Source organism: Aeromicrobium changchenzhani (genome assembly GCF_057586615.1).
Genome location: NZ_CM172480.1, coordinates 2735635 through 2750020, shown reverse-complemented (window position 1 = coordinate 2750020; position 14386 = coordinate 2735635). Strand labels below are relative to the sequence as shown.

Genomic DNA, 14386 nt, shown 5'->3' with positions numbered 1-14386 from the left:
GAGAACACATGGTGGATTCGCAGATGGCACTACGTACCCGGCTGTTCGGCGCGATCGAACGGCGCACATCATCGGTGACCTCTCCAGATGCTGATTTCCCGACGTTGCGGGCCAAGCGGCTTAAGTTGCAAAAGTCGAGGATCGGCCGCTGGATCTTCGGTACGGCGGACCCGGCAGCGCAGATTGAAGATCGCGTGATCGGCGTCGATGGCCGCGACATCGCAATTCGCTTTTATCGACCGGCGGGACCGGCCGTTGGCCTGCCGGTCGTCGTCAACTTCCATGGCGGCGGTTGGGTCCGCGGCAATGTTGAGCAGTCCGAATGGGCGTGCAGTCGGATCGCGGTCCGTGCTGGTGTCGTCGTCGCCTCGGTTGCCTATCGCTTAGCTCCCGAGCACCTGTTTCCCGCCGGGCTGGAGGACTGCTGGGCCGCTACGACATGGCTGCACGCAAATGCAGCATCACTCGGGATCGATGCTGAGCAGATGTCGGTCATGGGCGACAGCGCTGGCGGCAATCTGGCTGCCGTGGTGGCGCTGCTGGCCCGCGATGCAGGGGCACCGACATTGCGTCGACAGATTTTGGTCTATCCCGGCGTTGAAATGTACGACAAGTGGCCCTCCGAGATCCGCAACGCCGATGCCCCCGTACTGACCTCGGACAACATGCGCGCCTACGGTCATCTGTATTTGGGGGATGAGTACGGGACGGAGGATTGGCGTGCATCGCCGATCCGAGCTGCTTCGCATACCGGAATTGCGCCAGCGTTGATCCAGACCGCCGAACTCGACCCGCTGCTCGACAATGGCGCCCGCTATGCCGGCGTGCTGCGCGCCGCTGACGTCGACGTCGAATACACCGAATATCGCGGTCTATTTCACGGGTTTTTGAGCCTGCCGGGCGTTATGCCAGCTGCCAAATGTGCTCTCGATGAGATCGTGTCGACGGTGAAACGGGATGCGCCTGATGAGCGCTCCGGTACGTCGTGAAACCAGACAAGGGGAGCCGCTCGTTTCCGAATCCGTGACTTTTGGACAGATGTCTCGTTTGACTTGACAAGCGGAACCTGACGGGAGTCGTATGTCAATCACGAAGAAGTATCGCCACTTCTGGCCAATTACAGTTGCGGCAAGTTCGATGATTCTGACAATGGCCTGTTATCCCGCGTATGCGCACTGGACGACCCAATTTCATTCAGCGAAATCAACGGCAACCGCAAGCAGTGTCGTTGTGGATGAGTCGAAGCCCCATACCCACAACGATCCGGTCACCAAAAACGCCGTATCGCGTGCGCCGCAGACCAATGCCACCGCAGATCCGACGACGCATGTCGAAGGCGCGGCCAATTTGCTGACGGTTCAAGCGCAACGCAATGAACCTGATCCACAACTTATCGCGAGCAAGGCGCCAGCCGCGCGCACCACAGTTCCCGCTGACCGCTACGCGATGGCGGGCGGTTGTTATGCGTTGACCGCCGCCAACGGCAAGTATCTCGTCCGTAAAGGCAAGGGCTTTGTCGCAACTGGCACGACGCTCGCGGCCGCGGCCCCACTGCACTTCCAGGCCACCGACCTAGGTTCTTATCTGCTTTATGGTGCGGACAAGACCTTCCTCGCGCGCCAACTGCTGGGCGGAATCCGGGCCACTACCGCGTCGAATTCGTCGGCAAATTGGACGGTCACCCAAAGTGGTGCCAACTTCCAGTTCAAACTGGCAGCCAAGAAGGCGTCACTCAACATCACCGGGAGCGGTACCGCGGTCGCTACCGCCAAAGCCGGCAACTTCACGCTTCGGAGCACAAGCGGCTGCGCGGACTTCCCCGAGGTTTCGGTTAATGTCACCGGGGCGCCATTTGCTGGCGTGTCGCCGTTCCAGGAAGTGCGCGGCTACCTCGATGCACACACGCACGGCATGGCGTTTGAGTTTCTTGGCGGCATGGTCCACTGCGGTCGGCCGTGGTCGGAATATGGAGTCGCCGTCGCGTTGACAGACTGCCCTGACCACGCGCTCACCCTAGGCGCGGGCGCGATCCTCGAGAACTTCTTGAAGGGCGGCGTCCCAGTCGGCACCCATGACACCGTTGGTTGGCCCACGTTCAAAGATTGGCCGGCCCCAGATTCGCTGACCCATGAGGGCACCTATTACAAGTGGCTTGAGCGTGCATGGCGCGGTGGTGAACGGCTGTTCGTGAATCTTCTGGTTGAAAATGACCAGCTGTGCAAGATTTATCCGCTCAAGCGCAACTCGTGTGATGACATGGATTCGATTCGGCTGCAGGCCAAGGACATGCGTGCGATGGAGCGCTACATCGACGCGCAGAATGGTGGACCGGGCAAGGGTTGGTACCGCATCGTGACCGATCCGTTCCAGGCCCGAAAAGTCATCAACGAAGGCAAAATGGCAGTCGTCATGGGGGTTGAGACGAGCGTCCTGTTCGGCTGCACGATGAAATTGGACCAGCCGGCCAAGTCCTGCACGCCAGAGTCGATCGACAAGCAACTTGACGAGGTCCATGACCTGGGCGTGCGCCAGATGGAATTGGTCAACAAATTCGACAATGCGCTGTCCGGCGTTGCCGGTGACACCGGGGGAGCCGCTCCGCTGATCAACGCGGCGAACTTCCTTGAAACGGGATCCTTCTGGGACATGCGCAAATGTGCGACCGGAAATGCCCCGGGGGTCGAGGACCGGGCTCAGGTCACGCCGTCGGACGGGACACCGCAGCAGGATGCGTTGTTCGGTGCGATCGCTGGCTTGTTTTCCCCGCTCGCGTTGCCCGTTTATGCCGCTGGGCCGGTGTGCAATGAGCGCGGTCTGACCTCGCTCGGCGATCACACGGTTGAGGCGATGGCCAAGCGCAAGATGATTTTTGATCCTGATCACATGAGCGTGAAGGCCCGTAAGGCCTCGCTGGACGTGACCGAAAAACTCAATTACCCGGGTGTCGTGTCGAGCCACTCCTGGTCGACGCCGGACGCCTACCCGCAGATCTACAAGGCAGGCGGCATCATCACACCGTATGCCGGTGACAGCGCGGGCTTCGTTGAAAAGTGGCGCAAACACCTGACCTGGGCTGATGGTCGCTATTACTTCGGCTTTGGTTTCGGTGCCGACATCAATGGTCTCGGCGCACAGGGCAATCCGCGTGGCGCCAATGCCGCCAACAAGGTGACCTATCCATTTAAAGGCCTTGGTGGCGTAACGATCGACAAACAGGCCAGCGGCCAGCGCGTCTATGACATCAACGTCGATGGGGTCGCACATTATGGGCTCTATCCAGACTGGATCGAAGACCTGCGCAAACAAGCTGGCCAGGACATCGTCGATGACATGTCTCGTGGGTCTGAGGCCTACTTGCAAATGTGGGAACGTGCCGAAGGGGTTAGCAATGATGCCTGCCGTGACACCCGCGTCATCAAACGCGACTCAGCTATCAAGAAGATCGCGAAGGGCAGCACCGTCGAGTCTGTCCTCAGGACTGCCGGTCAGCCGCATCAGCGACTTGGCACCGCGTTCCAGTACTGCGCCAAAAACGCAAAAGGCAAGACGGTCAAGCTGAAGGCCACGTTCACCAAGGATGGGAAGCTGACAAATATTTCTTGACTCGGCGGTGCCATCGAGTGGGATGGAAACGAGTGGCTGAAGTGTTGCCACTGAAGTGAAGCTTTCCGTACTTGATCTCGTCCCTGTCCGTACCGATCAGACCACGGGGGATGCGGTCGCTGCGGCAGTGTCACTTGCCCAGCTGGCCGACCAGGTTGGATACACCCGTTATTGGGTCGCCGAACACCACAACATGAAGGCCGTGGCAGCCACCTCACCGCCGGTCCTGATTGCGCATCTTGCTGCCCAGACCGATCGGATTCGGGTCGGCTCCGGTGGCGTCATGCTGCCCAATCACGCACCATTGGCGGTCGCCGAACAGTTTGGTTTGCTCGAAGCAGCACACCCCGGGCGGATCGACCTCGGCATCGGCCGCGCGCCAGGCTCCGATCCGGTCACCTCGATGGCGTTGCGCGGACCGGCCGGTCGCGGCGACGAGGATGTCGCGCAGTTCCCGCAATACCTCGATGACGTCATGGCGTTGATGGACAGTCGCGGAGTACGCATACCGCTGCGCGGACAGGACTACATCCTCAAGGCCACGCCGAATGCCTCGAGCGCACCGCGTATGTGGCTACTTGGGTCGTCGACATATTCGGCGCATCTCGCGGCGGCCAAGGGCCTGCCGTATGTGTTTGCGCACCACTTCTCCGGCCAGGGGACGGCCGAGGCGCTCGCGCTGTATCGGTCGGAGTTTCAGCCGTCGGCCGAGACCCCTGAGCCCACCACGTTTCTGACTGTTAACGCGGTCGTCGCCGATACCGCGGCTGAGGCCGAAGCGCTTGCGCTGCCTAATATGCAGCACATGGCGAAGCTACGGACCGGCCAGCCACTCGGACCGATTGATCTGGTCGAGGATGCCGCGGCTGCGGAGTTGTTGCCGCAACAGATCGTGATGGTCGAATCTGGGCTAAAACGCTCGATCGTGGGCAATCCGGAACAATCAGCTGAGCGCATCCTGGCATTGGCCGAGGAGTTCCGCGTCGACGAGGTCATGTTGCACCCGGTCGCCTCGGCACGACGTGGCGGCGACCCGCGTCGGTCAATGGCGAGGGAACGCACTATCGAACTGTTGGCCAAACATCTGCTCTGAGGTTCGGGCGGTTCAGCCTAAAGTGACGCCTGCCGCGGTGAACTCGGCATGGACCGCGGCGGCGTTATCGGGCGAAACGGCTGCGGTCAGCCGATCCAGGACGGTCACGACGAAGCCTTCGCGGGCAGCATCGAGCGCGGTCGCGCGTACACAGTAGTCGGCGGCAATGCCGCACACATCGACGTCGGTGATTCCTTGGTCGCGAAGCCAGTTGGCAAGCGTGACGCCGGCCTCGGAGTGACCTTCGAAGCCTGAGTAGGCCGCAGCATACTCGCCCTTGAAGAAAATTTCCGCAAACAGCGATGCGGCCAGCGGCGGGTGAAATTCCGCGCCGGGAGTTCCGACGACGCAGTGCGGCGGCCAGGAGTCGACAAAGTCGGGGGAGTCCGAGAAGTGGGCACCTGGATCGATGTGATGATCTCGGGTCGCGATGACCGTTGAGTAGCGGTCCGAAGCAATCACTGCGGCGATGTCGGCGGCGACCTGTGCGCCGCCATCTACGGCCAACGAGCCACCCTCGCAGAAGTCTTTCTGGACGTCGACAACGATCAGCGCAGTGGTCATGGCAGTGGTCATGATTGAAGCTCCTTGAAGATAGTGTCGATGACCGGTTCGCCGTTCGACAGCCGGGTCGCTGCCGCCGGAAGTTCGGCCAACGAGTTGCGCAGTCGTGTGCGGGCATCGGCCAATGATTCATGGTTGACCCGCTCACCGGCAGCGACCAACTGGACCAGAATCGTACGGTCGTTGTCGTCGCTAACGGGGGGTTCGCCGATCCCGATGACCTCGGCCTGTGCCTTACCAGTTTTGGAGATCTGCCGCAGTACATACTTGCGACCGCCGATTGAGACCTTGTCCTTGCTCTTCTTAGCGACCGGAGTCAGGTGTCCGTCACCGCTGTCGCGGGCCACCAGTTTGTAGACGAATCCGCAGGTTGGAGACCCTGATCCGGTTACGAGCGCGGTGCCCACTCCGTAACCGTCGACCGGTGCCGCAGCGAGGGTTGCGATCGCATACTCGTCCAGATCGCTGGTTACGGTGATGTGGGTTTTGGTCGCGCCGAGCTCATCGAGCTGCTTACGAACGGTGCCCGCGAGTGAGACGAGGTCGCCCGAATCGAGCCGGATCGCGCCGAGTTCAACGCCGGCTAGTTCGACGGCGGTCTTGATCGCCTCGGTGACGTCGTAGGTGTCGACTAGCAGCGTAGTTCCGGGTCCGAGCGCATCGATCTGGGCGGCAAAAGCATCACGCTCAGTGTCATGCAGCAGCGTGAAAGAGTGCGCGCTCGTGCCGGTTGTCGGGATGTCGTAGGTGTCGCCGGCCTGGAGGTTTGAGGTCGCGGCAAAGCCGGCGATGTAGGCCGCCCGCGCCGCGGCGACAGCGGCGGCTTCATGGGTGCGACGGGACCCCATCTCGATGCACGGCCGGTCGCCAGCGGCGGTGATCATACGTGCCGCAGCTGATGCGATCGCGGCGTCGTGGTTGAGGATCGACAGGAACAACGTCTCCAAAACCACGCATTCGGCGAATGTTCCCTCGACGATGAGCACCGGTGAACCCGGGAAGAAAATCTCGCCCTCGGGATAGCCCCAGATGTCGCCGGAGAATTGATAGTCCGCCAGCCACGTGATGGTGTCTTCGTCCACGACATCGGCCCGGCGCAAATAATCGAGAGCAGCCGCGTCAAAGGTGAAGTTCGCGAGCGCATCGAGGATTCGACCGGTTCCGGCCACCACCCCATAGCGACGACCTGTTGGCAGCCGGCGTGCGAATAACTCGAACACCGATGGTCTGTGGGCTGTGCCGTTGCGCAGTGTGGCCTGCAGCATCGTGAGCTCATAGCGATCAGTGAGCAGGGCCGTGGAATCCCACCTTGAGTTCGTTATCACGACCACAGCCTATGTCGGTGGCCTGTTGCCTTGGCTCTGGGACACAATGGAGATGTGACCATCCCTGCGCCCGTCGAAATCGAATTGCCTGAGAGCGATGAGGTTGTCGAGCTTGAAAGTCCGTGGGTCACGATTGTCTGGAATGATCCGGTCAACCTGATGTCCTACGTCTCGTATGTGTTCCGCAACTACTTCGGCTATTCCCAGGAGAAGGCCAACGAATTGATGTTGGCTGTCCACCACGATGGCAAGGCCGTGGTGTCCAGTGGCGGTCGTGAAGAGATGGAGCGCCATGTGCAGGCGATGCACGACTACGGGTTGTGGGCCACCCTGCAACGATCGGACTCCTGATGAAACCGTTCAAGCGGCGCCGGCGAGGTGGGATCTATGCGACTTTCGAACCGAGTGAAGCGCATATGTTGGCCAATCTGTCGGGCCAAGTCGTCGAGTTACTGCGTGACCGTAATGGTGAGTCCGAATCCGAGCCCGATCCACTATTCGCCCAAGTCGGGCTTAGCGGGCCGCTCACACCACCAGAAGACCCGGTCCTTCAGCGGCTATTGCCCGATGCCTATCGTGATGATCCTGAGGACGCCGCCGAGTTTCGCCGGTTCACCGAACAGACGCTGTCGTCGGCCAAGGTCCGCAATGCCGAGGCGATGATTGGCAGCCTTGTTGACGGTGGACTGAGCTTCGACCCGGCTGAGGCGGACTCAACGCAACAGATTGAGGTTGAACTCGATCCGGCGGCGGTGCAGTCCTGGCTCCGCGCGCTCAACGACATCCGGATTTCATTGGCAATCCGACTTGGCATCGACACCGATGAGGACGTCATGCTGATTGGCCGTTCGACGGACGAGAGTATCCAAGCGATGGCCGAGATTTATGACTGGCTTGGCTTCGTGCAGGAATCGCTCGTCGGGGCGCTCGACTAGTTCTTTAGAACTGTTTTTCTGACGCGTGTGTCGATTTCGGCGAGTTCTGAACTGCCGACCCTGATCTGACCTTAGACTCTGCGAGTTGTCCTGATCGTCAGGATCTCGAAGGAGGCTTCGAATGCCCACTCAATCCCGTCGCTTACGAGCATTAGCGGCGCTTGTCGCTGGCTTTGCGCTGCTGCTAGCTGGTCTTGTCGCCAGCCCCGCCAACGCGCTTCCCGGCACAACCGTGACGGTCCAGGTGCGCGATGCTGCCGACGGTCCGATCTCCGGGTTGGACGTCTACGCCTTCAACGATGCCGGTGATCGTGGGGCTGATCTGACCGAATCGCCGGCGAACTCCGGCCAATACAAAACAGGTCAGATGACTCGTGGTGATTGGACGATTTTCGCCGACGACGGACGCGACGTCGCCCAACCATTTGCTTCCGGCGAAGTGGAGATCGCCGTTGTTGCAGGACAGAATTTTGCGGGCGATATCGTCCTGAAACCTGGTGCGATCGTGACTGGCAAGGTCACCGCGCCATCGGGCAAACCACTCAAGAACGTTGTCGTTGTTGCCAATCTTGGTCGCTGGTTCGAGAACGCTGACCTCACGTCCGGCAGCGGTACCTTCGACATTCGTGCACTGAATCCGGGCGCCTATTTCTTTGCCGTGGGGTTCAACAGCGAAAACCCACTCGATACGACGAAAGTCAGCGCCAAAGTCACCCTCACCGAGGGGCAGAAATATCCGGGTCTCAAGATCACCAAGGTCAAGGTTCCCAACAGTTTCTCGATCTCGGGTAAGTCCACCAAGAAGCGCAAGGCGACGCTGGTCATCAAGGCTTCGGGTAAAAAGTTCGGTATTACCGACCCGAAGGGCACCGTAACGGTCAAGGAAGGCAAAAAGACCAAGAAGAGCAAGGTTGCGGTCAAGAAGGGCTCGGCCTCGATAAGCCTCACGAAATTGAAGAAGGGCAAGCACACGTTCACCGTCACGTATGTCGGTGGCGATCTGCAGAACGCCAGCAAGAAAATCACTATCAAGGTGAAGTAGTCGCGCGGAAGTCGGCCCGCAATCGCGCGGGCCGACTTCCGCGAATGGGGTGCGTCGTCTCGCACTGTGGGCGAAAAGTCCAAATGTTGGCACGGTCGATAGGATTGAGCCGTGTTGACGATCGATCAGGCCATCCACGACGCAATAGTCGCGCATAGCCGCCGGGACCACCCGGACGAGGCGTGCGGCATCGTCGCTGGAGCGATCGGTTCGGACCTACCCACTCGGCACATCCCGATGCTCAATGCGGCCATGTCACCGACGTTCTACGAATTCGATTCGGTCGACCTGCTCAAGCTCTATCGAGACATGGATGACCGCGGCGAGGATCCGGTCGTGGTCTACCACTCACATACCTCCACCGAGGCATATCCGTCGCGCACAGACATCAATCTGGCCTCGGAGCCCAATGCCCACTACGTGCTGGTGTCGACGCGCGCGACCGGCAATGCGGACGGGCCGTTCGACTTCCGCTCCTACCGAATCATCGATGGCATCGTGGCTGAGGAAGAAGTTCGCATCGTGGCACGTTACACCGATGACATACGCACCACCCCTGCTGAACCCGAAGAGAGTGACAACTGATGGCGATCGACGTACGAATTCCAACCATTTTGCGCGATTACACCGATGGCGAACGGTCCGTCGACGGCAGCGGCGCGACCGTTGGCGAACTCCTCGACAACCTCGAGACCGCGCACGAAGGAATCGGTGCTCGCATCCTCGAAAACGGTGAAGTGCGACGCTTCGTCAATATCTACGTCAACGATGAGGACATCCGATTCGCCGGCGGATTGGCCGCAGCAGTCGCCGATGGCGACACGATTGTGATTCTGCCGGCAGTTGCCGGCGGCGCAGCCTGAGCCGCAGACTCAAGCCATGCGGTACGACTCCCTGATCGACTCGGTTGGCAATACGCCGTTGGTGGGGCTGCCGACGCTTTCGCCGTCTTCAGACGTGCGGCTGTGGGCGAAGCTTGAGGATCGCAATCCGACCGGCTCGATCAAGGATCGTGTGGCGGTCGCGATGATCCTGCGCGCCGAAAAGGAGGGCCTGCTCCGTCCCGGCTGCACCATTTTGGAGCCGACAAGTGGCAACACTGGCATCTCGTTGGCGATGATTGCGAAGGTTCGCGGTTATCGCATGGTTTGCGTGATGCCGGAGAACACCTCGATTGAGCGCCGTCAACTGCTTGAGATGTTCGGTGCCGAGGTGTTCTCCTCCCCGGCAGCCGGTGGCTCGAACGAGGCCGTTCGAGTCGCAAAGGAGATGGCGGAAGAGCATCCGGACTGGATCATGCTCTATCAATACGGCAATCCGGCCAATGCCGATGCGCACTACGCGGGCACTGCTCCGGAGATTTTCGCCGATCTGCCGACGATCACCCATTTCGTCGGCGGACTGGGCACGACCGGCACGCTCATGGGGCACGGCCGGTTCTTTCGGGAACACAAGCCGGAGGTCCGCATCGTTGCGGCCGAGCCACGGTACGGCGAACTCGTTTACGGCCTACGCAATCTCGATGAGGGATTCATCCCTGAGCTCTACGACGCGTCCTATATCGACGCCCGCTTCTCGGTCGGCCCACGCGACGCTGTGCGCCGAGTGCGCGAGCTCCTGGAGTCCGAGGGCATGTTTGTCGGCATCTCAACCGGCGCCATTTTGCATGCGGCATTCGCTCAAGCGGCAAAGTCGGTGAAAGCGGGCCAATCAGCCGATATTGTGTTCGTTGTGCCTGACGGCGGCTGGAAGTACTTGTCCACCGGCGCATATGAGGGCACGATCGACGAAGCAGAACACAAACTTGACGGTCAATTGTGGGCCTGAATGGGAGTCAGTGGTGAGTGAGATCGTCGTCTTCTCCGGGAGCGCACACCGAAAACTCGCGGAGGAGATCTGCTCCCATCTAGGGCAACCGCTCTCCAACTCGGACACCGTCCGCTTCAGCAATGACTGCCTGCAGATTCAATTGCTGGCCAATTGCCGCAAAAAGGATGTCTACATCATCCAGCCGTTGGTGCCGCCGACGCAGGATCACCTGATGGAGTTACTCCTGATGATCGACGCGGCCCGTGGTGCATCGGCTGCCTCAGTGACCGCCGTCATCCCCCACTACGCGTATGCGCGTTCGGATAAGAAGGACGCCTCGCGCATCTCGATCGGCGGACGTCTCGTCGCTGACATGTTGTCCACCGCGGGCGCTGACCGGGTCGTCACGATGACGTTGCACGCCCCGCAGGTCCATGGGTTCTTCTCGGTTCCAGTCGATCACCTGACCGCGATCGGCGAGATCGCGTCCTATTATCGTGACCGGGACCTGTCCAACACGGTCGTCGTCTCACCGGACCTCGGCAATGCCAAGACGGCGTCGCTGTTCGCACGCCTGCTCGGCGTGCCGGTTGCCGCGGGCAGCAAACAGCGTATGGCCGACGACAAGGTAGTTATCGACGCAATCGTTGGCGATGTGGCTGGCCGTACGGCGATCGTTCTCGATGATGAGATTGCCACCGGCGGTTCGATCGTCGAATTGATGAACAAACTTGAGGAAGAAGGCTGTCACGAGGCCTCGGTGGCTTGCACCCACGGATTGTTTACCGGTAAGGCCGTTGAGCGGCTGCGCAGTCACCCGGCGATCACCGAGGTCGTCACGACCGACACGGTTCCGGCGCCAACAGACTGGCCGGAGCTCCATGTGTGTTCAGTCGCCGGACTTTTCGCCGAAGCAATTGCTCGAATACACGCGGGGGAGTCGGTCAGTTCGCTGTTTGACGGTGTCGATCCGGCCCATGCGCCGCCCCAGCCCAAGCTTCCGCTGTAGCCCAAAACGGCGCAAATACGCCGTTGGCGTGTGTTGTGGGACGCAATGGGTGGCATCGGACGACCGATCACGATTAGGGTTCTGGGGTGACTGACGCACCCATTGGCATTTTCGACTCAGGCTTCGGCGGCTTGACCGTTGTGCGCGCTGTGCTTGATCAGTTGCCGAATGAGCCGGTCCTCTATCTCGGGGACACTGCGCGCCAGCCTTACGGGCCGAAGCCAATCAGCGAAGTCCGCGAGTATGCCTTGGATTGTCTCGATCATCTCGTCGCGCAAGGCGTCAAGGTGCTCGTCATCGCCTGCAACTCGGCAAGTGCCGCCGTGCTCCGAGACGCACGTGAACGCTATGACATACCGGTTGTTGAGGTCATCGTGCCGGCTACCCGGCGCGCTGCCAGCGCAACGAAAAACGGCCGGGTCGGCGTCATCTGCACTCAGGCGACCGCAACCTCCAGAGCGTACGATGACGCATTCGCCGCCAACCCGCGGATCCAACTGCATACGCAGGCTTGTCCAAGATTCGTTGAGTTCGTCGAGGCCGGCATCACCAGTGGCGCCGAGTTGCGGGCTGTCGCAGCGGAGTACCTGCAGCCGTTGCTGGATCTCGACATCGACACGCTGGTATTGGGCTGCACTCACTATCCGCTGCTGACTGGCGTACTTTCGTATGTCATGGGAGACGAAGTCACCCTCGTGTCGAGCGCCGAGGAGACCGCGAAAGATGTCTACGCGCTGCTCATCCGCGAGCGGCTCGAACGCGATCCGTCGTATGGTCTGCCGGTCCATAGATTCCTCACGACGGGACGGCCGGAGGAGTTCGCCGACCTCGGTCGCCGCTTCCTGGGCCCCGAGATCCAGACGGTCGACCAACTTGCGTGGGTTGCCGTATGAAAATGACCGTCATCGGCTGCGCGGGTTCCTATCCGGGGCCTGATTCACCAGCCAGTTGCTACTTGTTCGAGGCCCCCCATGACGGCGCGATTTTCCGGTTCGTTGTCGATCTCGGCAACGGCGCGCTCGGCGGGCTGCAACGAGTGGTCGACCCACGACAGCTTGACGCGATCGCATTGTCACATCTGCATCCGGACCATTGCTTGGACATGTGTGGTTTATACGTTCTGAGCAAATATCATCCCGACGGCGCCGTGGCGCCGATCCCGGTCCACGCTCCTGCGGGAGCTGGCAGGTACCTCTCGACCGCATACGGTAGCGGCGATGGTGCCGGCATGGTCGAACAATTTGAGTTCAACGATTGGGTTGTCGGGACACCGGTTGAAATTGGTCCGTTCACCGTGACCGTTGCACTGGTTGATCACCCGATTCCCTCCTACGCGCTGAAGATCACCGATGGCCGTTCGACATTGGTCTACTCCGGTGACACCGGTCCCACCGATATCCTCGCCGAGTTCGTCGATGGTGCTGATGCGTTCCTGTGCGAGGCCTCATTCGTCGAGTCGGCAGACAACCCGCCGAACCTTCACCTGACCGGCGCCGAAGCAGGGACCTATGCCGCTCAGGGCGATGTCGGACAACTTCTCGTCACTCATATCCCGGGCTGGACCGATCGTGACGAGGTGCTTCGTGACGTCAAATCGACATGGGACGGCCCCACGACGCTGGTGACCGCGGGATCGGTCCACGAGATCTGAACCCGAGCGACTAGGCTCGTCGATATGACGATCCGCGAAGACGGTCGCGCTCTTGACGAGCTTCGACCCATCACCATCACCCGAAACTGGCTCGACCATGCGCAGGGATCCTGCCTCATCGAATTCGGTAAGACGCGCGTGCTCTGTGCCGCCAGCGCATCCGAGGGCGTTCCGCGTTGGCGCAAAGGATCGGGCCTCGGCTGGGTGACGGCCGAGTATGCGATGCTCCCGCAGGCCACCCACGATCGTTCTCCGCGCGAATCGGTCAAGGGCAAAATTGGTGGCCGTACGCACGAGATTTCGCGTCTTGTCGGCCGCTCACTGCGCGCCGCGATCGACTACAAAGCGCTCGGCGAGAACACGATTATCATCGATTGTGATGTCCTCCAAGCCGATGGCGGTACCCGCACAGCCGCGATCACGGGCGCTTATGTTGCTTTGGTCGATGCGATCGAGCATCTCCGCGGTGCCGGTGCACTCAAGGGCGAGCCGCTCGTCCAGTCAATTTCGGCGATCAGCGTCGGCATCATCGATGGACAGCCGATGCTCGATCTCCCATATGTCGAGGATGTACGCGCCGAGACCGACATGAATGTCGTGATGACTGGCAGTGGCAAATTCATCGAGATCCAAGGCACAGCCGAGGGCCAACCCTTCGACCACGAGGAACTTAACTCGCTGCTCGCTCTGGCCGGCAAAGGCTGTGCAGACCTGAGTCGGTTGCAAAATGAGGCCCTCGGCCGATGAGAGTCGTGCTGGCCACACGCAATGCGAAGAAGCTCGCCGAGTTGCGGCGTATTCTCACACCCGAGATTCCGACGATCGAGGTCCTAGGCCTTGATGATGTTGAGGCATTCGACGAGCCAGCCGAGACCGAGCCGACATTCGAAGGTAATGCGCTGATCAAGGCACGTGCCTGTCTGGCAGCCACCGGATTGCCGTCCTTGGCCGATGATTCTGGGATCTGCGTCGACGCGCTCAACGGTATGCCGGGCATCTTGTCGGCACGGTGGTCGGGCGCGGGTGACCAGGCCAACAACGCGCTTCTGTTGAGCCAACTGGGCGATGTGCCCGACGCGCGACGAGCCGCACAGTTCCGCTGCGCAGTTGCGCTCTGCGTCCCTGGCGGGATCGAGATCATCGAACACGGCGAGATGGCCGGTCGCATACTGCGGGCTGAACAAGGTGATGGCGGATTCGGCTATGACCCGTTGTTCGCCGCCGCTGGCTTCACTGTATCGACCGCTGAGTTGAGCGCCGCAGACAAGGACACCATCAGCCACCGGGGCAAGGCGCTCCGGGCAATCGCGCCACATGTGATCAAGGCGCTCACTTCCTGACTGGCTCGGATTGAT

Annotated in this window: 16 protein-coding genes; 14 read left to right on the top strand and 2 right to left on the bottom strand. The window is 60.7% G+C overall.

The window, feature by feature from the left end; translation table 11 throughout:
• Positions 1-8: 8 nt before the first annotated feature.
• From AC2YB9_RS13900 to AC2YB9_RS13890, 3 genes are all read left to right on the top strand, one after another.
• Positions 9-989, top strand: coding sequence for an alpha/beta hydrolase (locus AC2YB9_RS13900; RefSeq protein WP_487265932.1), 981 nt, complete (start codon positions 9-11; stop codon positions 987-989).
• Between the two features lie 241 nt (positions 990-1230).
• Positions 1231-3603, top strand: a complete 2373-nt coding sequence (locus AC2YB9_RS13895; protein WP_487265931.1) for an amidohydrolase family protein — start codon at positions 1231-1233, stop codon at positions 3601-3603.
• A gap of 55 nt (positions 3604-3658) precedes the next feature.
• Positions 3659-4696 (top strand): LLM class flavin-dependent oxidoreductase, encoded by a 1038-nt coding sequence (locus AC2YB9_RS13890; RefSeq protein WP_487265930.1) that lies wholly within the window; start codon positions 3659-3661, stop codon positions 4694-4696.
• Between the two features lie 12 nt (positions 4697-4708).
• Here the strand turns inward: AC2YB9_RS13890 and AC2YB9_RS13885 are convergent, their stop codons facing one another.
• Positions 4709-5272 carry an isochorismatase family protein gene (locus AC2YB9_RS13885; protein ID WP_487265929.1) on the bottom strand — a complete coding sequence of 188 codons (564 nt, stop codon included), beginning with the start codon at positions 5270-5272 and terminating at the stop codon, positions 4709-4711.
• Positions 5269-6582 carry a nicotinate phosphoribosyltransferase gene (locus AC2YB9_RS13880; RefSeq protein WP_487268622.1) on the bottom strand — a complete coding sequence of 438 codons (1314 nt, stop codon included), beginning with the start codon at positions 6580-6582 and terminating at the stop codon, positions 5269-5271. The genes AC2YB9_RS13885 and AC2YB9_RS13880 overlap by 4 nt, the downstream gene beginning before the upstream one ends.
• 57 nt (positions 6583-6639) lie before the next feature.
• Between AC2YB9_RS13880 and clpS the strand changes: the two genes are divergently transcribed.
• The 11 genes from clpS to rdgB all read left to right on the top strand — a co-directional run bounded on the left by clpS (position 6640) and on the right by rdgB (position 14371).
• Positions 6640-6936: an ATP-dependent Clp protease adapter ClpS gene (gene clpS, locus AC2YB9_RS13875; RefSeq protein ID WP_487265928.1), complete on the top strand. Its 297-nt coding sequence runs from the start codon at positions 6640-6642 to the stop codon at positions 6934-6936.
• On the top strand, positions 6936-7520 hold the full coding sequence (locus AC2YB9_RS13870; RefSeq protein WP_487265927.1) for a DUF2017 domain-containing protein: 585 nt from the start codon (positions 6936-6938) through the stop codon (positions 7518-7520). The genes clpS and AC2YB9_RS13870 overlap by 1 nt, the downstream gene beginning before the upstream one ends.
• Positions 7521-7641: 121 nt before the next feature.
• Positions 7642-8562 carry a carboxypeptidase-like regulatory domain-containing protein gene (locus AC2YB9_RS13865; RefSeq protein WP_487265926.1) on the top strand — a complete coding sequence of 307 codons (921 nt, stop codon included), beginning with the start codon at positions 7642-7644 and terminating at the stop codon, positions 8560-8562.
• Between the two features lie 111 nt (positions 8563-8673).
• Complete coding sequence (locus AC2YB9_RS13860; RefSeq protein ID WP_487265925.1) at positions 8674-9147, top strand: M67 family metallopeptidase; 474 nt, start codon at positions 8674-8676, stop codon at positions 9145-9147.
• Complete coding sequence (locus AC2YB9_RS13855) at positions 9147-9425, top strand: MoaD/ThiS family protein (RefSeq protein ID WP_487265924.1); 279 nt, start codon at positions 9147-9149, stop codon at positions 9423-9425. The genes AC2YB9_RS13860 and AC2YB9_RS13855 overlap by 1 nt, the downstream gene beginning before the upstream one ends.
• Before the next feature lie 16 nt (positions 9426-9441).
• Positions 9442-10389: a PLP-dependent cysteine synthase family protein gene (locus tag AC2YB9_RS13850; RefSeq protein ID WP_487265923.1), complete on the top strand. Its 948-nt coding sequence runs from the start codon at positions 9442-9444 to the stop codon at positions 10387-10389.
• A 13-nt stretch (positions 10390-10402) separates the two neighbouring features.
• A complete protein-coding gene (locus AC2YB9_RS13845; protein WP_487265922.1) occupies positions 10403-11380 on the top strand; it encodes a ribose-phosphate diphosphokinase in 978 nt (325 codons plus the stop codon).
• 86 nt (positions 11381-11466) lie between these two features.
• Positions 11467-12273, top strand: a complete 807-nt coding sequence (gene murI / locus AC2YB9_RS13840; protein WP_487265921.1) for a glutamate racemase — start codon at positions 11467-11469, stop codon at positions 12271-12273.
• Entirely contained in the window at positions 12270-13031 is a 762-nt protein-coding gene (locus tag AC2YB9_RS13835; RefSeq protein ID WP_487265920.1) for an MBL fold metallo-hydrolase, read from the top strand. Before murI ends, AC2YB9_RS13835 begins: the two co-directional genes overlap by 4 nt.
• Positions 13032-13055: 24 nt before the next feature.
• On the top strand, positions 13056-13778 hold the full coding sequence (rph, locus tag AC2YB9_RS13830; RefSeq protein ID WP_487265919.1) for a ribonuclease PH: 723 nt from the start codon (positions 13056-13058) through the stop codon (positions 13776-13778).
• A complete protein-coding gene (gene rdgB, locus AC2YB9_RS13825; protein ID WP_487265918.1) occupies positions 13775-14371 on the top strand; it encodes an RdgB/HAM1 family non-canonical purine NTP pyrophosphatase in 597 nt (198 codons plus the stop codon). The genes rph and rdgB overlap by 4 nt, the downstream gene beginning before the upstream one ends.
• Positions 14372-14386: the final 15 nt, after the last annotated feature.

What these genes read in the sequence shown, in the direction of transcription:
- AC2YB9_RS13900 (WP_487265932.1), top strand. Translation starts at nt 9, where the DNA reads ATGGTGGATTCGCAGATGGCACTACGTACCCGGCTGTTCGGCGCGATC.
- AC2YB9_RS13885 (WP_487265929.1), bottom strand. Translation starts at nt 5,272, where the DNA reads ATGACCACTGCCATGACCACTGCGCTGATCGTTGTCGACGTCCAGAAA.
- AC2YB9_RS13870 (WP_487265927.1), top strand. Translation starts at nt 6,936, where the DNA reads ATGAAACCGTTCAAGCGGCGCCGGCGAGGTGGGATCTATGCGACTTTC.
- AC2YB9_RS13865 (WP_487265926.1), top strand. Translation starts at nt 7,642, where the DNA reads ATGCCCACTCAATCCCGTCGCTTACGAGCATTAGCGGCGCTTGTCGCT.
- AC2YB9_RS13855 (WP_487265924.1), top strand. Translation starts at nt 9,147, where the DNA reads ATGGCGATCGACGTACGAATTCCAACCATTTTGCGCGATTACACCGAT.
- AC2YB9_RS13850 (WP_487265923.1), top strand. Translation starts at nt 9,442, where the DNA reads ATGCGGTACGACTCCCTGATCGACTCGGTTGGCAATACGCCGTTGGTG.
- AC2YB9_RS13835 (WP_487265920.1), top strand. Translation starts at nt 12,270, where the DNA reads ATGAAAATGACCGTCATCGGCTGCGCGGGTTCCTATCCGGGGCCTGAT.
- rph (WP_487265919.1), top strand. Translation starts at nt 13,056, where the DNA reads ATGACGATCCGCGAAGACGGTCGCGCTCTTGACGAGCTTCGACCCATC.
- rdgB (WP_487265918.1), top strand. Translation starts at nt 13,775, where the DNA reads ATGAGAGTCGTGCTGGCCACACGCAATGCGAAGAAGCTCGCCGAGTTG.